The sequence below is a fragment of the Chitinophaga filiformis genome (assembly GCF_023100805.1).
Classification (GTDB): domain Bacteria; phylum Bacteroidota; class Bacteroidia; order Chitinophagales; family Chitinophagaceae; genus Chitinophaga; species Chitinophaga filiformis_B.
The window spans coordinates 2,684,632-2,711,129 of the sequence record NZ_CP095855.1 but is presented as its reverse complement, the minus strand read 5'-3'; the positions used below and the strand labels follow the sequence as shown (position 1 = coordinate 2,711,129).

The following is a 26,498-nucleotide window of genomic DNA, read 5'->3' as shown; positions in this document are numbered from 1 at the left end:
GTTTTCCTTGAATATACAGCTTCTAATAACCGGGATTAGGGTCCAGGTTTCCATCTGCCAGCAGTTCATCTGCCGGTATCGGGAATACATATCGGTTCTTGTCTGTTAGCCCTAATACATTCGCCACCCTGCCGGTACGTACCAGGTCGAACCAGCGGTCGCCTTCGAACGCAAATTCCAGCCTTCTTTCGTTTTCAATAGCCAGCAGGATCGCTTCTTTGGTGTCTGCCGTACTGGGAGCAATGCCGGCACGGTCGCGGATAGCATTCAGGTCCTGCAGGGCTTCCGTCAGCAGCCCGTTTTTCGCCCTGGCTTCCGCGCGTATCAGGTACAGCTCTGCTATCCTTATCAGGTAAGCCGGATCGGTACCGGTGGGCGTACGATAGTATAGCTTTCCATACCAGAGGTTCCCGGGGGGAGCGGTCTGACCGATCAGGGCGTTCCTGTTACCGCCAATAGCAGGATCGTTCAGGAGCGCCACCAGCTGTGCATTAGGCGCCCATTCCCTTCTGCCTCCCAGGGCGGGCGGCAGCCACCAGTTAAAATGCCCGTTCTTAAAGGATACACTGTAACTGATCTCAAAAACCGATTCTGCAGTTGCCGTTGCATTATTAGCAAAGAAAGCATTGTAGGGCTTTAGCAGCCGGTAATTGGCTACATCATCGATGATCCTGGTGGCATACAGGTCTGCGGAGTCCCATTGCTGTCGGTAAAGGAAATAACGGGCTTTCAGGGCCCAAGCAGTTTTGCGGGTAGCCCTGTTCCTGTTGGTGCTCAGTGGCAACAATTCCGCTGCTTTATTCAGATCGCTGAGCACCTGTTGATAGGTCTCGTCCAGGCTGCTTCTTTTAATACCTGCATGATCGCCCGGCAGGCGTGTAGGCGTCAGTATCAATTGCACACCTCCCCAGCCCCGGGCCAGATCAAAGTACGATAACGCCCTGACGAAATAGGCTTCTCCTGTCAGCTGATCTTTCTTCACCTGGGTGAACAGCGGATCAGCAAGTTTTGGAATGACATCGATAATGTAATTGGCAGAAAGGATGGTCCGGTAAATGGCCGCCCAGGAAGAAGCGACGTTAGCATTGTCCGCCGTTATCTGACGATTAGCTATCTGCGCCGGCGCCGACTGCGAGCCTGTCCACTGGATATCGCCGCCAGACAGGTAAGACAATGCCTGAAAATTGGAGCCATAATAACTGTCATTTCCCAAGAGGTTATAAAGACCATTTACCGCCGTTTCTGCACTTCCCAGATTGGTAATAGCTTGCGAATCGTCCACCTGTTGCTCGGGTTGTACATCGAGGAACTTCTTGCAGGACGCGCCCAAGAGGGAGATGCCTGCTAAAAGATATATGCTTAGTCTCATGTTCATCATTTTAAAGTGTAAGGTTCAGACCAAATTGTACCGTGCGTGGTTGTGGCGGTGTTCCAAGATCGTATCCCTGTACATTGGGATCGGAAGTAACATTCACCTCAGGATCTGGTCCCTTATATTTTTTCAGCAGCCAGAGATTGGTACCACTCAGGTAAAAACGGATGTTGCTGGCGTGAATACGATTGGCCAATGGTGTGGGCACTGTGTATCCGAGTGTCAGGGAACTTAACCGCAGGAAAGAGCCATCTTCCAGGAAACGGCTGATAGGACTGAGTGTGTAATTAGTACCGATGGTAGTGATCCTTGGTACATCGGTCACATCACCTGGCTTCTGCCAGCGGTTCAGCTGGTTTTTGTTGATGGCCCTGCGGTCATCCCGTGTACCGCCTGATTCGTGGAAGAAGCGGTTGCTGTTGTACACTTTGTTACCCCATTGGAAATTGAAGAACACAGCGAGATCAAATCCTTTATAGCTCACATTATTATTGAGGCCTCCAAAGAATTTAGGTGTGGCCTGCCCGGTCATCTGCCTGTCAGCCGCAGTGATCTTACCATCTTTATTGACATCTTCATACACCGCATCTCCTGTCTTTGTATCGACGTATAACTGGCGATATACAAAGAAAGCATGCATGGGATAACCCTGCGCCATTCTTTCCACGTTATAGGAGGCATCTATCGGGATATTCAGCTTTTCAATCCTGTTGATGTTGCGGGAGATATTAAATCCTGTTTGCCATATAAAATTCTTGCTGCGGATGTTCGTGGTGTTGATACCCAGCTCAAAACCTTTGTTACTGATCTCGCCTGAATTGCTGGCAATGGTGCGGAATCCGCTGCTGACAGGCAATGGCAGGTTCAGTAAGAGATCGGAGGTATATTTATCATACCAGTTAAATTCGATGCTGATACGATCATCTATCAGTCCGAGGTCAAGGCCCAGGTTCCATTGCCGGGTGGTTTCCCATCCCAGTTCGGGGTTAGCCAGTTGCAGCGGCACCGTACCGGGATTGTCCAGGTAGTTCGAACCAGCTGCCCAGAGGCCACGGGACGCGAAATTGCCGATACCGTTCTGGTTACCCGTCAGCCCATAGTTCGCTCTTATTTTCAGATCGCTGATAGCGTCTACCGCCTGCAGGAAGCGTTCTTCCTTTGCCCGCCATGCTATGCCAAGAGACGGGAAATAACCCCATTGATTGTCTGTGCCGAATTTAGAGGAAGCGTCTGCACGGAAATTCGCTTCCGCGAGGTATTTTCCTTCATAGTTATATTCCACACGGGAGAAGAAAGATACCTGCCTGTTCTCTGCGCGGTTGGAGGAAGCTGTAGTAGTTGCAGCGGAAGCAATTTGTTTAAAAGCATCGCTGGGGAAATTGGTACCCTGTGCAAATGTTTGCTGCGCGATATTGCCCTGAACGGAATTACCTACCAGTATCCCCAGTGTGTGACGTTGCCCCGGGCTGGTCCTGTAAGACAATGTCTGTTCATTCACCCACACAATGTTCTTACTGACGCTGGATGTAGCCAGGCCTTTACTGGCGCTTCCCCGGTTGGTATAGCTGTTCCAGTATTCATATTCATCGTAGTCGTTATAGTCCAGGCTCCAGCTGGTACGGAACTTCAGCTTACGCAAAATATCGGCTTCCGCATATAAGTTACCAATATAACGGGTGCTGGTAGAATGCATATCCGTGTATTTGATCAGCACATCCAGGTTGTCAAAACCCGCCCATTTAGCATAGGTGCCGTCATCATTGAACTTAGGCAGATATGTCGGGGTATGCAGGGCCGCCTGCAATATCCCTCCCTGCGGTCCATCCCCCACGCGTGCATTGGTACGGCGGGACCGTGACAGGGAGTTACTGGTCCCTACCCGTATCCTGTCATTGACCTGCTGGTCGAGATTTACTTTCAGGCTGGCGCGTTGATAGTCGTTCGTTCGGATATTGGCTAACTGCTTGTTATAACCACCACTCAGATAATACCTCGTTTTCTCATTACCACCCGACAGCGAGAGATCATAATTTTGTATAGCGCCGGTGCGGAAAATATCATGCAGGCGATCGTATGTAGGCTGCTCTTCCGGCAGGCCGCGACCACCTTCTGATTTGGGTCTGAAAGGCCTTGTAGCAAAAGGCTTCCCATCATTGACCCAGGCGTCGTTGATAATAGTTGCATGCTCCGGACCTGTTACCAGTTCCCACAATTCGGGCGCCCATGCCACGCCGGCGTAAGTATTGAAAGCTACTTTCGGGCGACTATTATAGGCGCCGCGCTTCGTCGTGATCAATACGACCCCATTCGCCGCCCGGGCGCCGTAGATGGCAGTAGCCGTAGCATCTTTCAGAATGGAGATCGACTCAATATCCGCAGGGTTAATATCCGCCAGCGGATTATTTGCCTGTCCCTGGGTAGTCACCTTCTGTAATGACTGGTTATTGATGAATACGCCATCTACTACGTACAAAGGGTCGTTTCCCGCATTGATAGAAGTCGTACCGCGGATACGAAAGAAAATACCATCCCCCGGAACACCGGTGTTTGCACTTACCTGCACACCTGGAGCACGGCCCTGCAGCTGCTGATCAAAACTAGCCACAGGTCTGTCTTTTGTACCTGCCGCCTTAATGCTCGTTACCGCGCCCACTACAGCCTTTTTACTCTGCGCACCGTAACCGACAACGATCACTTCGCTGAGTGCGCGATTCATGGAAGCAGCAATGGTGGTGTCGGGAGGAGCTACAGTCTGTGCATTACTCAATAAAGGCCCCACCAGTAAGCATAGCATGATACTGACGTGTAAATGTTTTTTCACATCGAACAATTTAGATAATGGAATACCCGCCGGCAGCAGTTGCCGGGAGCTGAAGGTTGCTAAAGTATTGATAGGTAATAGCCGTTATGTGCTGGTGGGATACAAACGGGCTTTAGTCTACTAATTATGTAGACAAAATTAGTTTAAAAAATGGTTTATCAAAATAGCTGGGAGAAATTAGCTACTGTTTTTTTAATGAGTGAGGGGGTGGAGAGATGTTTCAATTCATTTGAATTCCATTTGAGATACTTATCCTCTCTTACTCTTCACTTTAAAATTGAAGATTAAGGGAGGATAAACGAATCTCTGTTAATTGGTAGTGCGGCTGCCAATTAATAAAGAAGCGCTCTGGCTATAAGGCCAGAGCACCTCTCGTTTAAATGATCACTAGATCACGAATTCCGCTTCAGTAACATTACCCGGCAGGTCAGTTGCAGTAACCAGCACACGGGTACCAAATACTGCAGGATTAGCAACCGTTGCCTTATACGACCAGTAGTTGCCCGTACTCCGGGCTGCGTCTCCCTGTTCGAGCTCCGCACCGGCCGCAGACAGGATCCTGACGGTTACAGATTCTACAGGAACGACGTCCTTGACCAGGAATTTGATCACATCGTTTACAAGTCCACGATACTTCCTGGTATCGATCTGCGGTATCCGTGGCGGCCTGGCGGCATCGCGAAAAGCCACATTAAAGGCGGTCTGCCCTTTCTTTGCAGCCTTTGCATACATCAGCTTCGTTACCGGATCAGCGACTGCCTCCTGAGCGTATGCTGCAAAGCGTTCAAAATTCAGCTGAACCGCCACCTGTTCTTCTGTCGGTGGCTTTTTATTAGGCCCCCGCTTAGGAAAGGAAATTGTTTGCCCTTTTCTCGTAGCGAAGGTTAAGTTACCTATTGTGCCGGTCACGCCGTTCATCATAGGATTTTCCTGATTTATTATTTTTGCCATGTTATTTTTTTTTACGGATTATAAAAAGAAAGATCTCCACCATCACTACCGCCGGGTGTAACAGGAGGCACCTCTCTCCTATTACAGGTGCGGCCCCTTTGGCCGTGATTGATGATACAATGTTAGGAAGGATTTTAAAGCGGTTTTGAAGTATCTATACTAAGGGCCCAAATTAACAAATAAGAGGCCCAAACCGTCTCATAAAGGTTCTTCCTGCAATTCCGTTTTTTCGGTAATTACCACAAAATGGCTGAAAAACTTTTGCTTGAAGTCCTTACTAAGTGGTATTTCCTCTCCGCCCGTGACCGTTATATCACCTCGGGAGACGCTCTTAACATGATCAAGGGCAACAATATACTTTCTGTGAGTGCGACAAAATAAATCTGGCGGGAGGTACTTCTCAAACTGTTTCAGACTAAGAGCAATTGCCTGGGACCGGCCGTCTGAAAACTTAATGATGCTATAGGTAAGATTAACACGGATATAGACGATGGTATCACTATTAAGCATTTCGTGAATGCCGCCTTTGGCAAGCATAAGCATACGATTCTTCATATAATTTGAGTATGGAGATTAACGAATAGGGTTTAAGCAAGAGAGAGAAATAATTGTGGGAACCAGGTAGGAAACATAGTCGTAGGGATAGTCGTAGTCGTAGTAGGTATAGTAATAGCATAGGGGTAGACTGAACAGCAATGGGGGCACAGAGAATGGAATTGCCTGAGGCGAGATTAACTGAAGTGTTTTTCATATTAAATCCTTTTAATAATAAAAAAATAATTAGTGTGTTGTGTAAACTATGTCAGACAGGAGATTAACAATATCTATCTAATTTACTGAAAAATAATTATTTAAAGATCATTATAAGACGTGAATTTTTGAAAATTTATATGTTACAATCCTTAGTGTATGTAGTACCACTATAGTACCAATGGCTTTAACTTACGTTCAACTTACGTCTTGAACATAAGATGAACGTAAGTTAAGGCCATTGGTACACCGTTGATACCGGATTGCTACCGGGGAATCATCCAATTAAGAGCGATAGGATATACTCTGTTTTGTGAAGTATGATATGAGGATGGAGATACAACAATAGTTGGCACAGGTTGACGATGATCTGCTTCGTCAATTATTCTCAAGATAGTCTTTAATAGCAGAGTGGTATACTGTACTACCCTTCCTTACCTTATAGGCGGCCTTCTTGTATGGATCACTGACGATGCTCTTTGCATATTCTACAGCGGATCTAAATCGATCTTTATATTCGAGCTGTAATTCGGAAGGAACGACGTTGCTCATGTCGGGGCATTTACTGATAAATGCTTTTTCGCCACGGGTTTTTAAGATAAAACCGGGAGCTATTTTACCGCGGGCCATTTTTGCGCCGGTGAATAATGGATTTTTAGTTCTTGCCATAGTTTTTTTTGGTAAAACTAGGGAAATAAGGATTGCGGGTTTTACGTGAATTTTTATGTAAGGATATTGATATTAATTCGCGACGGGAATCTTCCTTTTCATCTATTTTTGCCCATGAGATCTGACTAAACAAAAGAACGACATCAGTAAAAACGAGCTGAAGAACCTCTAACTTTTCACCAACGTACTACACGATTATTCCAAACACTCCGCTCCCGCCCTAGGTTCAGTGGCACTCACTGCTTTAGTGTTGCATTTGGTACATAGAGAGAAACTCTTTGGACATAGGGAATATCACAGATATACAGTTCTATAATCAAAAAAATAGTATCATCTTTGAAATGACAAAGGGAACAAACCTGATGATCACGTTAACCTAAACTTTTATTGAAAATGAACATTGATATTTAATCACACCATATCTAAAGTGGTGAATTGTATACCATACGTTAAAGTTCGTAACGGTCTTACTTTCTCGGTAGACTTTACATAAAATATTCTGTTGACCTAAACTATTAGCTTTAGGAAACGACAATTAAAAAACCAAATTCTATGCTAAAGGATCTTTTATAATTCCTTTCATAAATATGTCATATTCACACAGGGTGAAATTGCCAACGTTAACTTATCGACTTCTGTTGTCGGTCAAATTCAGCGAAGCGTTCCTATGACTTTCTTTAAAGGCTTCAGACATTTAGGCCATGGAACCGAGAAGGGCAATGAGTTCACTTCAGCCTTCACTAGACTAATAGATGCTGTATTAATAACACTCTAGGCCCATTTGCTTCGGTGGTGGAAAATGTCTGCTGAAACAAAAGCTCAAACTAATTGATTAATTTTTTTCGACGTCGGAATAATAAATGGGGAAGCCGAAAACCTGTAGAAAAGAGTAGGCGCCAATAATTTGTTAACTAAAGTTTAGCCTTTTGATTTAGAAAGGCGAATAAACCATGAACAAAGCAAGAATCGTTTTGGGCGCAGTTGCCCTAATGGCAGTAGCTGGTGGTATTTTTGCATTCAAAGCTAAAGAAGCCGCTTTCGCCCCAGTTAAAACGTGGTACAAGACAGGAGTTAACGGCTTATGTACGTCTTCTTTCACTTCTACGTACACAACCGATCCTGTTGATGCGACTACCACATTCATTACTTCTATTACAACTATTAGGAATCCACAAGCTGGTTGCCCTGCTAACACAGTTTACCTGCTTCCTGAGTGATTAAATTGAATGAGGCAGCCCAGTGTTGGGCTGCCTACATTTAAATGTAATAGCTCCGATTTGATCCGACAGTCGGGTAATATTTTAGGCAGTTGGCGGTAGCTCGTCCAGCTGCTTTTCTTTTGCTAAAGGTACTGTTTCTTCGAAAGTTTGTAAAGGAGTTCGTCCGAAGCAGTATTTACCAGTATGTGTCCGATTACGATTGTAGTGATCAATCCACTCATCTAAATCGGTCTGGATCTGCTCAAGAGAAGTGTAGATCTTCTTCCGGAAGGCTATCGAGTAAAACTCGTCTTGAACCGTACGGTTAAATCGTTCACAGATTCCGTTGGTTTGAGGGCTTCTCGCTTTAGTCTTAGCATGATCTATGTCCTCTAATGCTAAATAGAGCTCAAATTCATGATGATCTCTTGCTCCACAGTATTCAGTGCCTCTATCAGTTAATACACGCAGCAAGCGTACTCCATATTCCTCATAGAATGGTAATACCCTGTCGTTTAACATGTCTGCTGCAACCAAAGCGTGTTTACGGTCATATATTTTGGCAAACGCGACCTTAGTGTAGGTATCAATAAATGTCTGCTGATAGATTTTTCCGACACCTTTTATAGTGCCTACATAATAGTTATCCTGTGCGCCGAGATAACCAGGATGAAGTGTTTCGATTTCGCCATGAGCAACCTTTTCCTCTTTTGCTCTTTCCAATGCGATGACCTGAGCTTCAGTTAAAACCAGGCCTTCACTTCCAGATTTCTCTTCCAGAGCTTTTAGACGTTTCTTAAATGTTTCCAGATTATGTCTTAGCCATACTCCCCGCACGCCTGCAGGTGAGATAATAATGCCTTGCTTCTTTAATTCATTGCTGGCTCTAAGTTGTCCGAAAGCCGGTTGCTCAATCGCCATTTCAACCACAGGCTTTTCCACCTAGGGCTCCACACGATTCTTTAATATGGGCTTACGCCTGCTGACTTCCTGCAATGCCAGCTCTCCTCCTTCATCATACAGTTCTTTGAACCTACAAAAGCTATCTCTGCTATAACCAAACAACTTGCAGGCGTGAGAGACATTGCCTAATTCTTCGGCCAATTTTAATAGGCCAACCTTGTTTTTGATTAACTTTACTGCTGTATTCATTTCTGGCAGTTTAAAGGGTTAATGATAAAGTGTGGTAACTTAAAATTAACCCAACTGTCAGATTAAATCACAACTTCTTCAAGTTAAAACACAACTACTCTTCGATAGGAATATCTTCCAAATCCAGACCCGAGTATTTTGATCTCAAATAATAAGGCACACCTTTTGACATCCAAACTGGGGCCTTCTCGCCCTTCAGATAATGATCAAAAAACTGTTTCATTCTAATGGTAAAATCAACAGACGCCTCCCCCCACGTTCCGTGTCCATGACCATCATATTGAAGCAGCCAAACAGGTTTCATAGCCCTATAAAGACCCAAATACATCTCGACAGCTTGAGAAAACAACACTGCTCCATCATCCTTATTATGCATTATCAACAATGGAGTGGATACATTTTTAACGAAAAAAACGGGGGAATTTTTAATATACAAATCAGGATTTTCGAACATAGGAGACCGTAAATTTCCTTGATACTCCTCATATACAAAGTGTCTCGCTCCACCTTGATAATTAACACCAAATAATTCTCCATTTGCACTTGTTAAATTCGACGCACCCGACGCCTCACACGCAGCCGCAAAGAGATTTGAGTGAGTAATAATACAATTTGTTTGATACCCCCCAAAACTGTGCCCCTGAAGCCCCAGTTTCATCGTATCTATCCAATCAAAAGTCGATAAATACCTCGCCGCAGAGACCACACAGTCTGTTGCTGACTGGCACGTTTCTCCCGCTTTATATATAATATCCGGAACAAAAATCAAGTACCCGTTGCTTACATAATATGGTATATCAATTCTACAGGTAGAAAAACGAGGTTTCATAAAGTGATGTAATTCATCACTCCTTTTTTCGTAATAATCGAAGATTACAGGATACTTTTTTCGGGCGTCAAAGTTCGAGGGTTTATATAGAATTCCCTGCAGCAAATCTCCCTTGCTATTTTTCCATGTATGTAGTTCTGTCTTCATCCAGACATATCCAACTGGCGGACTGTCTCGCCAAACCTCCGTAAAGTGCCTAAAATCTTTAGTTAGACAATAGCTTATACCACTTTCCACTGTTTGACGCCGCACTAGAAAATCACCATCAGCCAAACGGGTTGGAGGTATACCTCCCATGTCTATTGAACCATTTCCATAATATAACTTGGGGAAATAGAACAATGCGTCCTCCATAGCTAAAAGGTGTGGAACAGAATCATTCAAACTGTTTATATACGCAAATCCGTTTCTTTTTGTAGTCTTGTCATACACAACAAGTCTTATAACATCATTCCGTTGAACTAGTAAATCGGTTTCGAAGGCATGACTCGGCATCAACCTAAACATTAATCCCTTTTTTCTACCCATACCACTAGTAATACGGCGAGATTTACTGCCCAAAACATCGATGATCCAAATATCATTCTCATCATTTATTAAAATTGATGAATCACCATCCGACCAACCTGCGACTCCGTAAGGCTTCATACTTGCTATAAAATCAGCCTTCTCATATATGGCGACCGGCAACTTATCTGTAATACAGCTTGTCTGCTCACGGGCTATATTGTAACAATAGTATTGCTTATCGGTATTATTAAACCAAATAACAAATTTTTCGTTTGGAGAAAGCTTAATATCAGTAATATTATCGTTCGTTTTATTAATAATAACCTTTCTGCTCGAATCTCCAATATTTGCAATTGTTACTGTTTGCCATGAATCTTTCCTCCAGAAATGATCGTACTTTCTATAGGAATTTTCCAATATACAATAATTATTATTATCGGTCTTTCCAATAACCATTTCGCCAGGCCTTGAGACCTGAAATGTATCACCAGTAGTTAGTTTAATTCCCTCAAAGTGCTCTTCATAAGAATTATCTTCCATTGAAGATTTAGATGAAAGCGAAACCGGGTCTTTATAATTCCAAATATCAACCTTCACTGAGTAGCTGCTATCAGAATACCGCATATCCATCTTCGAGCGAACTTTGTAAATCAAAACCTCTCCCTTTTTTGCAAATGACACCGGTACAACCGCTTTACTTTCTTCTTTTTCTTGCTGTTGGTCCCTTTTTACAAAAGGTCCAGCGATCAATTCCGTATCTCCAATTGTAAAGTAGTACAACCCGTCGATTATCTGTTTATTTAAAGACTGTCTCCCGGCAAAAGCGACCCTCTGGGCATTATTGTCAATTATCACAGCAGATATATCTATTCCTATTTTTTTGATAACTTTTCTTTCATACTTTTCAAGATTCACAGTTACAATTGAATCAGCATTTAGACAAAGTATCATATGCCCAGCGATAATTAGATCCTCAGCTCGTTTGATTGCAACCTGAATTGTCCTCCGGTCCTCCAGACATTTCAAATACCAATTCGTGTCCAACCTGTATAGAGCGTAAGTTTTCTTGTCGCCATCAATGAATCGGCAGGTTTCACCAGAAATGACATTTATTTTTTTCTCTTTTAAATTATAATATCCATTATTCCCATTGGAAGATGTATAAATGTACCATTCGCCGTTTTGGCTAAATCTACCAGATGTTACTAAATCCTCAGGAAGGAGCTTCAATATTCTCTTTCCATCTATCGTCCGAACTTCAATAGAATCCGCTATATTTTCTCCCCTATGAACAACCGCGTAGAATTCCTTACTGTTACTAATTTGGAAATCCGTTTCATGAGAGTCCTGATGTTTTAAGAAATCAATGTCTATTGCTTTATCTTGAGAAAATATTTGAAATATAATACAGTTGTGAAATAGAAGAAAAAAAACAAGCGTTTTAAGAACCTTATTCATCGAGCATAAATTTTCTTTTCCGAATTTATTAAATACATACGATTAAAATTTAGGAGATAGAGATTGATTAACAGTTTACCACGTTTGTCCACCTTCTTTCATTTTTGACAATGTAGTAAGATAACTTTTCTCTTTGGGCGCTAATCTAACGGCTTTCTCTTGATTCGATATGGCCTCTTTCTTACTACCCAATTTATACAATAAGTTAGCATATGTATCAATATACGCTGCATTTTCCTCCTCCATTGATATCGCCTTTTTCACCCAGCCTAATGCTGTTGACAATAATCCCTTATCGTCCGATTTTTCAAATACCGTCCAGGCGTCATTATTCATATCCACTGGCGATATTGAGCCTGGGTACCTTTCATGCAAAGTGTTCTTAGCAGACACAAAAGTTCGAATATCTCTATCCACCGCTAACATTGCCTTTCGATTCAAGTAAAATATGTGTCCAACGATACCATACTTCGATAAAATCCTTTTCTCACTAGAATCCCAATTGGGTTTTTCACTCATTTCCAGCGGCTTTAATTCTTCGTTATAACAGATTGTTAGCAATGCATTCTCACCTATATTTTCTCCCAATATTGAGTCTATTAATTGATAATTCCGCAAGAGGAAATTAAATCCTACATCTTTTGATTCATCTGTAAAACTCACAATAAACTTTAAGTTATGCCATTGAAATGGATCAACCAACGATTCTATATACTGATTTGAAGCGACATCTGCGGTTTTAGCGTCATTCTTGGCACGCGCGAATATTGAAATTCTTCGCAAAAGAAGAGAATCCTTAGATCCCACCTTGAATTTCCTCATTTCTTCCTCATATATCGAATCCTGTTCAGCGGCGTTCCGGATCGAGAATAACTGTTCCAATTTCGCTTCCGACAGAACATTATTAGTCACTATTGAATTTATACTTCTGATTACAGATAAAGGAACTTTAGACACATTCCGATCATATGTTATTAAACCATTTTGCTCGCCCTCAACATCAAAAGGTTGAGTATATATAGAACCGCTTAACCCTAACCCTTCCAATACTTTTATCGAATCAATCATTTTCTTATACTGCCTTTGCATGGTAGTGGGGGAAACAATACCGTCATACCCCCATCCTGTCACCAGATCATCCCAAAGATGTCCAATAACAGGAACACCAATGCCTCCAAATTCGCCAAGAACACGTGCTTTTCCAAGCAGCTTAGGGGCATTACGAGGGAACGGATATGAATGAACATCCGTCATATCAGAGCTTACCCATGGATTCTGACTTGGACTACGAAGTTCATTATTTACATATAACATTTCGCCAGAGTGGCCATTCACGATACGGGAAGAATCAATGGTTTTAACCCATTCAGTAATCCGTTGTTGATCATAAGCACCCCATTTCTCATTAAATATAACCCACGTTGTAATAGATGGATTGTTATGCAGTTGTTCAAGAGTTTCCTTACTTTCTTTTTCGTACTGCTCTTTAGCACCGTCGCGTAATCTCTGATTAGGGTTAACTAAGTCTTGCCAAACAAGCATGCCTAGCTTATCGGTGTAATAATACCAGCGCGCTGGTTCTATTTTGATGTGTTTACGGATTGTATTAAATCCCATCGCCTTAATGATTTCTATATCGAACTTCAGTGCACTATCCGTAGGCGCTGTATACAAGCCATCCGGCCAGAATCCCTGGTCCAGTGTACCAAAATTAAAGTAAGGCTTATTGTTCAAGAAGATGCGATCCACCCCTCTTTCATCTTTCTGTATAGCAATCTTTCGCATTCCAAAGTAGGTTCTTACAGTGTCTATTATCTTATCACCCTTTATGAGCTTTATAGTCAAGTCATACAAAAAGGGTGTTTCGGGAGACCATACCTTCATATTTTTAACTGGTAGTTCTAACAAAGCCCCAGCCTTGCCACCTATTTTACCGACCTCCCTACCTGTTTCGCTAGCAACCAATTCAATAGAAGCGTCAGCTGGTGCATTGACCTTAACATTTAGAGTGCCTTTGTCAATATCTGGCGTCATCATAAACCCCGTAATATAATCTGCAGGCACAGTTTCCATCCATACGGTCTGCCAAATGCCAGACGAAGAAGTATAATATATGTTACCTGGTTTAAGTACTTGCTTACCATGAGGTCCAATCCCCTTGTCAGTCGGATCAAATACTTTGACAACCAATCTATTCTTACCACGTCTTAACTGCTCTGTAATATCCAGAGTAAAGGCTTGATATCCCCCTGTATGGCTACCAACTTCCTTATCATTTATATATATTGTTGCCTGCCAGTCCACCGCACCGAAATGAAGCAATACGCGATCTCCATCTTTAAGAACAGGTTTATCAAAAGTCCTCATATACCAAAGATTCTGATATGGCTGTAAAGACCTTTCCACACCTGATAACGCTGATTCCAACGGATATGGAACCAATATTCTGCCTTCGTACCTGGATGGCACAGCGTTCTGCAAATCAGTAATAGTATATTCCCACAAGCCGTTCAAATTACACCAATTACTCCGGACCATTTGTGGACGTGGATATTCTGAAAAAGGATTATTTGGATTTACATCTTTAGCCCAACGGGTATGAATCGTTACTGGCTGCATTCTCCAAGACATCTTATCTTGGCCAAATGCAAAAAACGCACTTAGCATGAAAAATAGAACAGTACTTAAGTATAATTTCTTTAACATTACTAACAATTTATAGTTTGGTTGAGATTACTCATATTGTTTCTCATAACATCACGTCCCTCAGTCTACTCCGTTTCTACCGCACCATAATGTGTCCCCCTAAAAAATGAACATTATGCCGCATTACGGCGTCTTACACTCGCAAAGCGGAATAAATCTCAAATGCGTCACAACGCGTGAATAAATACACATATTGCTCCTATTGTTTAAAACTAACAGGGCATTTGAAAATTGAAAATTGCAGTAGAGAACATCAGGAATGTAAGAGTTAAGGCCATAGTAGCGCCCCAAAAGACACATTACTATGTGATACATTAAATATCTTTAAGATAGACTACAATTATACCATCAACTAGTGATATAACATCTTAAGAATTCTTACTCGTCTAGTTTGGAAAAATATTATGAGTGACTAAAGATGCAGATATTAATAACCGTTATTTTGTACAAGAGATGGATTTGAACGCATTTCAAAGTAGGGAATTGGAAGCTGCTGCTTATAAGCACTCCATTCAGCGCCCTTCTCCGCATCTACTTTGGTCATAACATCATCCACTATTTTCAATCGCTTCATATCAAACCACCGATGCCCCCATTCACTAAATAGCTCTAGTTGCCTTTCCTTAATAAGGGATTTTAATATATTCTCAGGTGTACTCAAACCCAAATCGTCAAGACCAGCCCTCTTTCTTATTATATTGATGTCATCAACAGCGCCAACTAAATCATTCACCCGCAGTCGTGCTTCAGCTCGAATTAAGAATTGCTCAGCTAATCTCAACACAGTTGAATACTCTTCTAAATCCCCAGTCTGTTCATATAGCTTATATTTGTATGGAAACCTATATATGTCACCGTTGAAAGATATCGAACCTACCCATGTCTGTAACCTCTTGTCCCGCAAATCGAATGATTCTATCAAGTTAGCACTCATGTAAACGGGGTACGACTCGCCTGTAAATCCGGAAGGAGGGATTACAAACGTCCGTGCTTCTCTAGTATTAAACCCAACATCCACCGGCTGTAACTGCCAAATCGCTTCTCGATTGTTCTTCAAAAAAACGTGTTCAATCTCAACAGTATCAAACAAATTTTTCTCGTTAATTACATTTGTCGCTTCTGAGATAGCTGCATTATATTCGCCTGTGTATAAATATACTCTGGATAGAAGTGCGCTTGCGCTCCATCTTGTTGGCCTCACCCGTTCTGACGTTTTCGACAAAAGGCTTATATCACGAAAATCGCTGCTCAGCAACTCTTTCGCATCAATCAAATCTGATTTTATTTGATTCCATACTAATCCAGTATCGGCTCTTGGTATATTCGAATTAACTTTATAATCCGTTGTCAAAATAAGCGGAACCTCTCCGTATAAATTTAATAGATAAAAATAAAAGAACGCACGCATAAATTTTGCTTCCCCAATCAATTGCTGTCTTACCTCTTTTGTCAGCGATTCACTCTGCGTCAGGCCTTCCAATGCCGAATTAATAATAAATATATTATTGTAACAATTATTCCAAAATCGACTAGCGATAATATTTGAACTCGATAGATTATTTCTAAAAGTGTTTACATAGTCATCGATCGAAATCTCGCTATATAGATTTAACTCGTCCCCGAGTATTCCAGTTATCGACTGAACACTTGTCAATTCCTCACCATAAAACACATCCGACTGACTTAATTTTGAGTAAACGTTAGTTAGCACAGAAATAGCCGTTGCATTTGATCGATATACATTATCTGCATTTAAGCTTGTAGAAGGCGGCTTCACTTCCAGAAACTTACGGCATCCTGCAAATATTGAAGCGCCGATAATTAATAGGAAAAGTCCTCTATAATGTACCCTACTTGTTGATATTTTGTTTACCATGTGAATTACGTTTGAATTTTCGTTACAGATATATCTCTCCCTTTAATTAGAACTTCATATTCAGGCCGAAAGTTAAAACCGTCAGCGGGGGAAGAATACTTGAACTGCGTGTCTCTGGATCTAAACCACTATATTTGGTAAATGTTAACAAGTTTTGGCCATGAACAAAAATTCTTAAATTATTTATTTCCATATTACCAATCCTCTTAATTGGAATATTATAACTCACCGACAAATTCTTCAATCTCACATAAGAAGCGTCCTCCCAAGCAACATCAGATGTAAGTGCCTTGTCTTGCTGGCTGGACAGATCTGAATTTGAATTAAACTTTTGAATAACTGCGACATCTCCTTCTTGCTGCCATCTATCTAGTACCGACGTCGGTTGATTTGTATTTCGGCTACCTGGGTAAATCCCGAATTTATTCCCAATCCCTTTCTGTTTGACAAATTGAAACAAAAAAGACACCTCTATTCCTTTATATTCGAAGGTATTCGACAGCCCTCCAAATATCTTTGGAAGTGGATTAATAATTACAAATCTGTCTTCGTCAGTTGGGTCACTGGTTTTTTTCCCTTCACGATCTAGGAACTCAAACACTCCATTCTCTCGATTAACACCATTCAATTTATAAGCCTTTTCTATAGCAATAGACTCTCCAATAACGAACATATCTGAATATGGCGTTTCAGATATATTAGGAAATGAAGCCAGCCTATTTCTCTGAAGACTTATATTAAAATTTGTACTCCATTTCAATTTCCCTTTTAGGTTGTTGCTGGTAATTGAAGCTTCAATACCACGGTTTTTGACCGTTGCAGGCAAATTTGTTGGAACAGTTGGATAACCTGTAGTCCATGGAAGTGAATAATATAATAACTGATTTGAAGATCTATTTGACACATAATTTGCACTCACTGTAACCCTGTCATTAAAAAATCCAAGATCGACACCTACTTGCAGTTTCTTCGTCTCTTCCCATTGTAGATACGGATTATACTGGCCATTTATTTGTAGGGCGTTTCCCCCTTGATAGGGCATTGAATAGGATGTATTTGGCGAGTATAGATTTAAAAAAGTGTAATCTCCTATCTGATCGCTGCCAGTTGTTCCGTAACTAGCTCTGATTTTGCCGAAACTCAGCCAATTCATTATATCTTTTACTGAAGACTCTTCACTGAATATCCAGCCTACTCCGATACTACCAAAATTATGATAGAGATTTTCCTTTCCAAATCTTGAACTACCATCTCGCCTTCCTGCTACATTTACGACATATTTATCTTCGTAAGTATAGTTTACTCTAAAAAAAATTGCGCTATAACGATACATAATCTTGGTGGTACCGTCAACCTGCACAGTATTTGCTGACCTAATGTCGTCAAGTACCTCATCTGTACTATACCCCCTTCCAGAAAGCCTTAATCCATTGCTATTTTGTTGTTGAACAGTTGCTCCTAATAAAGCATCAATATGGTTCCTTTTAAATTCAGTGCGGTACAACAATTGTGGTTCAATAATCCAGGTACTGATTTCGTTAGTTGTATATCGGCTTGATGACTGTGTATTCGCTACCCTCTCAGGCGGCACCGAACTCAGGGGAGATTTATTTATTTCATCACTCGATAAGCTTGTAAAGCCAAAGTTTGATTGCAGTTCCAAATTTTCAGTAATTCGGTAACCAATATTTGAATTTGCTATTAAATTTCTTGTATTATTCCGATACGTTCTAAGATATGCTACAGCAGGATTCAGAGTACTAAATGTACTGTTTCCTGAACTGTTTGGGGTCCAATTAATTGTACCATCGTCTTTATATGGCAACGGCGCATTCGGTGGCAGTGTAATTGCACTATATGTTAAATCATTGGACGTTAACTTATTATCGAATACAACATAGGTCCCAGTTAACTGAGTTTTGAATCGATTGTTTTTAGATCTGTTGCCGATATTGAAATGAACGCTGCCTTTTTGATTTGATAAATCTGTTGGAAAAACAGACGTCTCCCTTTGATAACCCATTCCGATTAAAAAGTTAGTCAACTCACCACCACCTGATACTGAAAACTGTAAGTTCGTATATTGAGCCGTTCCCCCCAATAATTTGTCCTGCCAATCTGTATTTCGAGTAGTATCCCAAAGTCCGTTAATATCATAGTCCGTCGGTCGAATTGGTGCGTTATCATTAGCTTTAGCTTCTTTTCGCATTTTAATGTATTGAGCAGTATTCAAAAGATTTAACCGTTTTGTCATCTTCCCAATTCCGCTTTGTAGGTTAAGATCAAACTTTGTTTCACCACTCTTTCCTTTTTTTGTGGTAATTAAAATTGCGCCATTCGCCGCTCTTGATCCGTATATAGCTGTTGCATCAGCGTCCTTTAGTACATCAATGCTTTCAATATCTGATGGATTTATATACGATAATGGATTACCGTTGACGGTGCCTCCCGAAGCTCCTAATACTGCATTATTTCCCCCATTATCCAATAGTTGGGAAAAATATGGAACGCCATCAATAACATATAAAGGATCATTACCCCTCACCATGCTATTTAGTCCTTGAATTCGAACAGTTACACCCCCTCCCGGGATTCCAGAATTCTGATTAACAAAAAGCCCTGGCACCCTGCCCTGTAAAACGAGCAGTGGGTTATTTACAGGTTGTGTTTCGATGTCTTTGGCCTTTACTGTCCCAATGTTAGAAGTTGTTTTTCGTCTAGTTGTCTCGCCGTATGCTACAATGATAGTCTCATCCAATGTACTGACAAATTCTTTAAGTTTCACAACTCCGAATAACCCCCTTTTACTAACTGGTAGCTCAACAGAGAGGTAACCAACAGAACTAATTGACAAGGAGTTATTAGTTTTCGCCTCTATTTTAAATGAACCATTTTGACTAGTCGTGACACCATTTCGGGTACCCTTAACAAGCACAGTTGCACCTATAATTGGCATTCCCCTTTCATCAGTGACTTGTCCAGTCACTGTTACCAGAGTATCCCTGTATTCATCAGTAACAAGCGTCTTTTCTTTTGCCTTCCTCACCCCAATCTGCTTCTCGCTAATCACCTCATAAAGCAAATCCTTCCCCTTAAAAAGTTCAGTCAGAATACTCGTCACATCTTTATCCTTCGCATCATAATCGATATTCGTATAGGGTGCAAGGTCAGTATCCACAAAGTAGATCGTAATACCACTTTTTTTACTAACCTGATTAAGAATATTAGAAAGGCTACTCTTTCGTACAGAAATGCTGATTTCTTTTCCTTGCAGCGGCTCTGTGCTTGCCTTAGCAACCGGCCGAAAAATGACGCATAGGCATAAAAATCCTGCACAGAAAGCGTATAGGAAATTGCGTTTCACATGAACAGTTCTAGGCATAAAACACAGTATTTTGGTCAAGAAAATGGTTGGTATACCATTCCCTTTAACCTTTATCGGAACCATATTGTACACTACAGTTCAGACTGAACAGATTGCCGTCAAAAACGATTCATATCGGATGAAGATCCAATAAGCGCTATTGTGACAGTCAATGTGTTCTTTAAAGGTTATCGGGAAAATGATAAAGCATTAGCTAGTCGTACTATCTTAATAATATAAATACACTCACATAAATATTATCATAAGGTATACGGGCTGGTTAGTATCGGCGACATTTTTATACCCCCGTCGCATCGGTATCATACAGTCCCTGTATCTATCTTAAGAAAATAACAAAAAGGTAATGTTCCGGATTAAACTTTTTTTTGACTACTCAAAAGTTGAAGTACTGACCAAAAACTTTTTAATGCTAGCGAACTGATCTTCATTGTTTTTGATAGATAAATCAACTAAAATGTGATGAGAATCAATTGTATTTTACTTAACTTCCGAATGAATTGAATTATTTTCGACCAAAACCGATTGTCAGCATAATGCCTTATGATCTCAATATGCCATCAATCCACACATTTTCCCCTCCAATAGCCATGTGGCATAATCTTGACCGGTTATTTACAGCCCGGCATCATTTTTATGTTTAAAAACTATTAATAAAAGGCATCAGGGGACTTGCCATATGAAGGGAACAGAAACTAAGCTCAGCGATATCGAACTATTAGAACAAATTAAGGCGGATAGTACATCGGCCCTGGCAGAGTTGCATGCCAAATACAGGACCAGGATGCTGAGAGAGGCCTTCTATATTGTTAACGACCTGGCCGATGCGGAAGATATTGTGCAGGAGATTTTCATCGATGTATGGAGCAGGCGGGACAAGATTGGCACAGGCCCCTTTTTACCTTACCTGCTGCGGGCTACCTGGAATGCAAGCGTCTTACATATACGCAGTAAGCTGGATAAGGCAGAGAAACAGAAGATGTATGATTATATATCTGAAAAAATCACCACGGAACATCCATTTGAACAGGAAGAACTTGCTAAGCTCCTGGATAAGGCATTACAAATGGTTCCTCCAGCTGCCCGTAAGTCATTTATGCTACAATATATGGAGGGACATAACCAAAAAGGCGTTGCCGCACAACAGAACATAAGCCTGCAGGTCGTAAAGAATAATGTGAGCCTGGCGCTAAGAATTCTGAGAAGTGTGCTCGGATCAAAAAAAAGTCTGTAGCAGGACGTTACTTTTTGGTGGATTTTATAAGATATAATATGATGGAAAATAACCTTGGCTATATACGTTCGCTGATAATGCAGGAGATTGACGGTCAACTGACCGAGCAGGAGAGCGTCTTTTTGCTACAACAAGTAAATGAAAACCCTGAAATTGCTGAAATCCGGAATCATTTGTGGGAAAAAGTTGGCTCTGAGGAAGTGAACCAATACCTGCTTGATCATACTACTGAGGCACAAACAGTCACCTTGCTCAGCAAAATTGAGCCGGCAAAGCAACCACGTAAAAAGGTTGTTTACCTGGTAACAGGTCTGGCTGCTGCTGCAGCTGCCGCTATTGTATTATTCATTACTAATATAGGTGTCTTTACAAACAATAAGAGCAATTATACAGAAACCGCCAAAGCCTTTTCAGAAAAAAGCTCAGCTAAGACGGTGCAGTTGACACTGTCTTCCGGAACGGTGTATAATATAAATAAAGATACATCTGTAAATGCCGGTGGCGCCAACTGGAAAGTGAGTGGCAAGACACTTACATTAAATGCAGCGGAATCAAATATTGAACAGTATGCGACACTGACTGTGCCCGCTGGGAAAGACTATTCACTGGTACTACCTGACGGTTCCCGTATCCAGGTGAATGCGGCAAGTACCGTTAAGTTTCCATTGAAGTTTAGCGGTCCATCCAGGGATGTATACGTGACTGGCGAATGTTATATCAAGGCAGCGACAGATGCATCCAAACCACTAACCATACATGTACCGGGATCTGTAGTACAGGTGTTGGGCACAGAGTTTAACGTGAACGCTTACGACTCTCTGGCAAAAATTGCCCTGGTGAACGGTAAAGTAAAAGTAAAGTCATCCAACGATAGTATTATCCTGGCCCCCGGTTTTATGGGCGCCGTTTCAGAGAAGGGCATAAACGTCAATAAATTTGACGAATATGAAACCTTAAGCTGGCGTACCGGCCAGTTCATATTCCGCAATGCAAAATTTGAGGATGTATGTAAGGTGATCCCCCGTTTGTTCGGCGTACAGATAGTGCTGGATAATAAGCAAGCCTCCGACAAACGCTTCTCCGGAGTACTTGACCGCTATCAGCCGCTGGACCTCCAATTAAAAGGGTTAAAGGCCACCGGCGCAATTGACTATTCTACATCAGCAGACAGCACAATCCATATACGCTTCAACTAATTTTCCCGCAGGCAACATCAAAAGCCAATCCAACTCCTTTTAGTGTCAGCCGCCTCTAAAACTGTTTCATCCGCCTGCCGGTCTTAAGCCGGCAGGCAACCCCACTTATAGATCATTTAACTAATTCGCCTTCATCACATACCCAAACACCCCATGCGTCTCATCACTCGGTCCCGCTGTAAAATATAATTGGTTACCCGTAGAAGGTATATTATTCTCCAGCGCCCATAATCCGCCTATAACAATAGGATTATCTCCTTTCTTCAGCTGACCTAAAAACTTCCCATCCTGGTCATACACACTGATCTTTCCATCGCCGAAATTGCCGATAAGGATGGTATTATCAACTTCCCAGAAACCGGGAGCAGCGGCAACAATCCCCCAGGGGGAATTCAGTGCCCCCTGTGATGCAAACCTTTTTACCAGGGAGCCATCGGGTTTGAAAATATCCACATAGCCATTACCATCACCTTCCACATCATCTTCTTTATCCGCGTCCTGTTTGGCATAGGTGACGTACAGGTTATCGCCGATACTCCTGATATTAAACGGCGCAAAACCGGCCGGCATATTCGGATCCACAAATGGTTTAGTGGTGACCATATGAAAATCCTTATCAAAGACATCTATGGTGCCTGCATGAAAATTAGCCGCATACAGGAAGTTCTCTGCACCATCCTTCGCTAAAGCAAGCCCTTTATAAACGGCTTCCTGTGCAGACCTGTCGGCTACAATAGGCGCCACAGCGCCGGAAGTCCAGGCTGTAATAGTCCCGTCTTCCGTATCGAAAATGAACTTAGCCGGGGTACCCGCTACCTGGAAATCATTAGTCCCGTTATATACAATGCCGGTAGGTGCGCCTCCTGTAGCATGCCCGGGAGATGCAATGGTAACGGGCGACAATACAGTGTTACCATTTTTATCATACACCGTACTAAGCCCGGTATGATTAGCGGCTATCCATATGACTCCGGCCGGATTAACGGCAATCCCCCAGGGATTGATAAGACTGGCATCTACCAGCGTAGAACTATAGGGCCCACCACCAACATCTGTAACAAGGTTTACCTGGCTATAGTTGTTGGAAGCAGGAGGAGGAGGATTGTTATTATAGCCATTATTCTTACTACACCCAACATTTAACATTAAGAGTATTACTGCACTGCCAAGGGTCAGGAAAAAAGGATTTCGCATTGATGTCCGTGGAGGTATGTCTATATGTGACCCTGTGTTTACAGCATTTATCACCGGACATTTTTCAGAAAACACTATCATTTCTTTGTTATTTAACGGTGAATGAATATTGAAAGCGGAGAAGACAGGACAGGAGACGTCTAAAGCACTGTTATTTAATTAATACGTGTGTTTCACCGGAAAAGTTGCCTTAGGATCAATGTATATTTTTTGCCTGGTTTTCATCCCTCATACTATTTTGGCTTCGCTATACCTGCCTTACCATAATACGTTACGAATCAATCCTCTTTAAGATGGTTTTAAAACATACCCCATAACAGCCTGAACATAAAATTTACATAACGGAAAAAAATTTTTTGCAGCACACCCAACCTTTTGCCATCCACCCACCGTTCATCATTATATAAACACATACTCTATGAAAAAATTGATCGGAGTCCTGGCCGTTACCGGGTTTATTATTTTCATACAAAGTTCCTGTACCAAGGAGTCCATGCAGGATAAACTGAAGGGGAAAGGCCTGGCGTATGACAAGGATTCTATTCCTACGGATAGTATTCCGCACGATACGATCCCGCATGACACCATTCCTCATGACACCATCCCGCATGATACTATTCCTCACGATAGCATTCCACACCTGCCTCATGATACGTTCCCTTATCCGCCTCATGACACCTTCCCGCATACGCCATACCCTCCGCACGATACGTTCCCGCCGTATCCTCCCTATCCGCCGCAGGATACTTTTCCGTCCTATCCTCCCTATCCACCTCATGACACCTTCCCGTCATATCCACCGAATCCACCCCAGCCACCGTATGATACGTTCCCGCATCATGACACAACCGGATTACGCAAAAGGCCCCGGTGATGGCTGTAACTAATCAGGCTCAACATCGTTACAGTAGTGACAGGCCACAAGTGCTACTGTAGCAGAGCAGGCTATATTTGCACTTTTACCGGAGACGCTCATAAGGGGAGCTATCCGGTAAAAGTCGTTTAGAATAGCCACCATCAATTAAATTATTGTATACCTATCGGAACAATTTCATTTGGAAGATATTCAGGAATTGATCAAACAGTGCGTAGCTAACGACCGCTTAGGTCAGGAGAAACTTTACAGAAAGTTTTATCCTGCGCTATTCCTATTGTGCCGGAAATTCTTCCCCGAGCAGGCAGACGCACTGGAAGTATTGAACGATGGTATGCTGAAGGTTTTTAAAAATATAGGACTATTTAAAGACGATAAGGGGCAATTCTTCAACTGGGTATACACTATAGTGCGTAATACAGCGCTGGACAGGCTTAAAACGGCCAAATGGGCAGCGCATGTGGATGTGAAGGGCATTGAGATTTCCCACAGCGATAATCCGCTTGCTGCTATGGAATCAGGAGATATCTATAAACTGCTGGATGTTTTACCGCCGGCAACCAGGGCTATCTGTATTTTATTCTACCTTGAAGGATTTTCGATCAATGACATATGTACAAGATTACAATTGAGCCAGGGCACGGTGAAATGGCATCTGAGTGAGACAAGGAACAAATTAAAGCCGGTATTACTAAAGTATTATTCTAAACATGGCTGAGCAACATTCGGGCAATAAAGATTTCAACAAAGAGGAATTACCAATTCCTATACCGCCTGCCGATCAGGCATGGCAGTCCATGCTAAAAAAGCTGGACGCGGAATTGCCTGCTGAAGGGAAATTACCTGCCCCTGCGCCTGCACGTTACATCTGGGTAAAAGGCCTATCTGTGGTCGCAGTTGTAGCTATTATCGGTCTTGCCTTGTGGCAATACAGCCATAACAATAACAGGCAGTTGCCATCTTCCGGCAATAATGTTGCTGATACCAGTTTAGCTCATGTACAGACCGTATCTTCCGGGCCTGACAATCACACACAGCCAATATCAGAACAAACGGATACTGCTTCCGGGTATACAACATCTTCAGCAACGGACAAGGCACCAGGTGCTGCCAGCAACACTCATCCATCTGCGCATTCTCAAGCGGCAGAGGCTCCACGATCATCACAAGTTCCGGGAGCATTACCATCATCACCATCACAACAAACATCTCAAGGCTCAGGATCATCGGCATCATTATCGCCGTCATTAGCATCTAACAGGAAATATACAGCTGAAAGAACAAGTACCCGGCTTAACTCCGGTGAGATTACAACAGGCAAAAAAAATGTAAAACCATTGGCGATAGCTGAACATCCTCTTGAGGAGAACTCTATAACAAAGCAACTGGCTAAAAACAAAAGACAGTCAAAGCTATCTGCTTCCGATAGCAATTACACTGCAAAAACAGATGCTGCACTTATCCCCAGTACCTCAACAACAGTACAGGCGCCATCGCCAATAAGCGCTTACACGGATAGTCATGCTACGAAAACAGCTGCTATACCCTCAACAAACCAGGTTCCAACAAGCACTCATGCGAACAATCAGGTTGCAGAGCAAACGCTAAACCGCTCTACCCTGCAATTATCGACGATACATGCTCCTGTTACAGGATATAACACCAGTTTACAACATGAAGCCAGCCAGCTGACATTACATCCACACCACACCAGGGAAAGGGCCGAACGCTGGGCCGTATATGCGCAGTTAAATATAACATTGCCATTGTACAATAGCAGTTCCTATTTTATGGGGCCTAATGGTAAAGATCAATTTTATCGCTATTTAATTCCATCAGTAAGGATTGAAAGGAAGCTATGGAGAGGTGCATTATCATTGGATGTACAGCCCACCGTAGCCGCTACACCAAAGTTCAATAAATACAAGGTTGGCCACCAGTCATTGCCCTATGATACGCTCCAGTCTTTACTGAAACAATTCGGCTCAGGAATAGCCCTGCAATACCAGTTGCCTATTCGCCCGAAATGGCAGCTCGGTGCAGGCGTACAGGCCTTATTCCTGCAACAGGCCGTAGTGCGGCAGACCATCATGGATAGCATGCGGGTGGCAAAGACAAGCGTCTTTAAAGCCTCCGCAGCAGACAAGCAGGAGTTATCTAAGGTACGTATCAATGGCACGGTTGAGTTGGACTATATGGCTGGCAAATGGCAGTTTGGGCTACGCGCAATAGTGCCGCTTACCCGGGTGAGCAAGACTAAGGATATACCTACAGGACCATTAAACGCGGAATTGATAGTGAGAAGAAGGCTATGGAGGAGGTGAC

16 protein-coding genes and 1 pseudogene are annotated in these 26,498 nt (G+C 42.3%); 6 read left to right on the top strand and 11 right to left on the bottom strand.

Annotated features, from left to right (window positions below):
- Window positions 1–22 precede the first annotated feature (22 nt).
- From MYF79_RS10970 to MYF79_RS10950, 5 genes are all read right to left on the bottom strand, one after another.
- A complete protein-coding gene (locus MYF79_RS10970; RefSeq protein WP_247813916.1) occupies window positions 23–1,369 on the bottom strand; it encodes a RagB/SusD family nutrient uptake outer membrane protein in 1,347 nt (448 codons plus the stop codon).
- A 10-nt stretch (window positions 1,370–1,379) separates the two neighbouring features.
- Window positions 1,380–4,193 carry a SusC/RagA family TonB-linked outer membrane protein gene (locus tag MYF79_RS10965; protein ID WP_247813915.1) on the bottom strand — a complete coding sequence of 938 codons (2,814 nt, stop codon included), beginning with the start codon at window positions 4,191–4,193 and terminating at the stop codon, window positions 1,380–1,382.
- Window positions 4,194–4,580: 387 nt separating this feature from the next.
- Complete coding sequence (locus MYF79_RS10960; protein WP_247813914.1) at window positions 4,581–5,144, bottom strand: hypothetical protein; 564 nt, start codon at window positions 5,142–5,144, stop codon at window positions 4,581–4,583.
- Between the two features lie 198 nt (window positions 5,145–5,342).
- Window positions 5,343–5,699, bottom strand: a complete 357-nt coding sequence (locus MYF79_RS10955) for a LytR/AlgR family response regulator transcription factor (protein WP_247813913.1) — start codon at window positions 5,697–5,699, stop codon at window positions 5,343–5,345.
- Window positions 5,700–6,272: 573 nt separating this feature from the next.
- Entirely contained in the window at window positions 6,273–6,563 is a 291-nt protein-coding gene (locus tag MYF79_RS10950) for a nuclear pore complex Nup93/Nic96 family protein (protein WP_247813912.1), read from the bottom strand.
- A 950-nt stretch (window positions 6,564–7,513) separates the two neighbouring features.
- Between MYF79_RS10950 and MYF79_RS10945 the strand changes: the two genes are divergently transcribed.
- Entirely contained in the window at window positions 7,514–7,780 is a 267-nt protein-coding gene (locus MYF79_RS10945; protein WP_247813911.1) for a hypothetical protein, read from the top strand.
- 84 nt (window positions 7,781–7,864) lie between these two features.
- Here the strand turns inward: MYF79_RS10945 and MYF79_RS10940 are convergent.
- The 5 genes and pseudogenes from MYF79_RS10940 to MYF79_RS10920 form a co-directional block, all read right to left on the bottom strand.
- Window positions 7,865–8,914 (bottom strand): annotated as a pseudogene (locus tag MYF79_RS10940) (IS481 family transposase).
- Between the two features lie 94 nt (window positions 8,915–9,008).
- The gene (locus tag MYF79_RS10935) at window positions 9,009–11,711 is read right to left on the bottom strand and encodes an alpha/beta hydrolase family protein (protein WP_247813910.1); all 2,703 of its coding nucleotides are present in this window, start codon (window positions 11,709–11,711) and stop codon (window positions 9,009–9,011) included.
- Window positions 11,712–11,786: 75 nt separating this feature from the next.
- A complete protein-coding gene (locus MYF79_RS10930) occupies window positions 11,787–14,417 on the bottom strand; it encodes a glycoside hydrolase family 2 protein (protein ID WP_247813909.1) in 2,631 nt (876 codons plus the stop codon).
- 427 nt (window positions 14,418–14,844) lie between these two features.
- Window positions 14,845–16,293 (bottom strand): RagB/SusD family nutrient uptake outer membrane protein, encoded by a 1,449-nt coding sequence (locus MYF79_RS10925; RefSeq protein WP_247813908.1) that lies wholly within the window; start codon window positions 16,291–16,293, stop codon window positions 14,845–14,847.
- Window positions 16,294–16,339: 46 nt separating this feature from the next.
- The gene (locus MYF79_RS10920; RefSeq protein WP_247813907.1) at window positions 16,340–19,675 is read right to left on the bottom strand and encodes a SusC/RagA family TonB-linked outer membrane protein; all 3,336 of its coding nucleotides are present in this window, start codon (window positions 19,673–19,675) and stop codon (window positions 16,340–16,342) included.
- A gap of 679 nt (window positions 19,676–20,354) precedes the next feature.
- Here MYF79_RS10920 and MYF79_RS10915 point away from each other — a divergent pair.
- Entirely contained in the window at window positions 20,355–20,909 is a 555-nt protein-coding gene (locus MYF79_RS10915) for an RNA polymerase sigma factor (RefSeq protein ID WP_247813906.1), read from the top strand.
- 38 nt (window positions 20,910–20,947) lie between these two features.
- Entirely contained in the window at window positions 20,948–22,105 is a 1,158-nt protein-coding gene (locus MYF79_RS10910) for a FecR family protein (RefSeq protein WP_247813905.1), read from the top strand.
- Window positions 22,106–22,225: 120 nt separating this feature from the next.
- Here the strand turns inward: MYF79_RS10910 and MYF79_RS10905 are convergent, their stop codons facing one another.
- The gene (locus MYF79_RS10905; RefSeq protein ID WP_247813904.1) at window positions 22,226–23,299 is read right to left on the bottom strand and encodes a TIGR03118 family protein; all 1,074 of its coding nucleotides are present in this window, start codon (window positions 23,297–23,299) and stop codon (window positions 22,226–22,228) included.
- A 418-nt stretch (window positions 23,300–23,717) separates the two neighbouring features.
- Between MYF79_RS10905 and MYF79_RS10900 the strand changes: the two genes are divergently transcribed.
- From MYF79_RS10900 to MYF79_RS10890, 3 genes are all read left to right on the top strand, one after another.
- Window positions 23,718–24,173, top strand: a complete 456-nt coding sequence (locus MYF79_RS10900) for a hypothetical protein (protein WP_247813903.1) — start codon at window positions 23,718–23,720, stop codon at window positions 24,171–24,173.
- Window positions 24,174–24,354: 181 nt separating this feature from the next.
- Window positions 24,355–24,891 (top strand): RNA polymerase sigma factor, encoded by a 537-nt coding sequence (locus MYF79_RS10895; RefSeq protein ID WP_247813902.1) that lies wholly within the window; start codon window positions 24,355–24,357, stop codon window positions 24,889–24,891.
- Window positions 24,884–26,497, top strand: a complete 1,614-nt coding sequence (locus tag MYF79_RS10890) for a hypothetical protein (protein WP_247813901.1) — start codon at window positions 24,884–24,886, stop codon at window positions 26,495–26,497. The genes MYF79_RS10895 and MYF79_RS10890 overlap by 8 nt, the downstream gene beginning before the upstream one ends.
- Window position 26,498 lies beyond the last annotated feature (1 nt).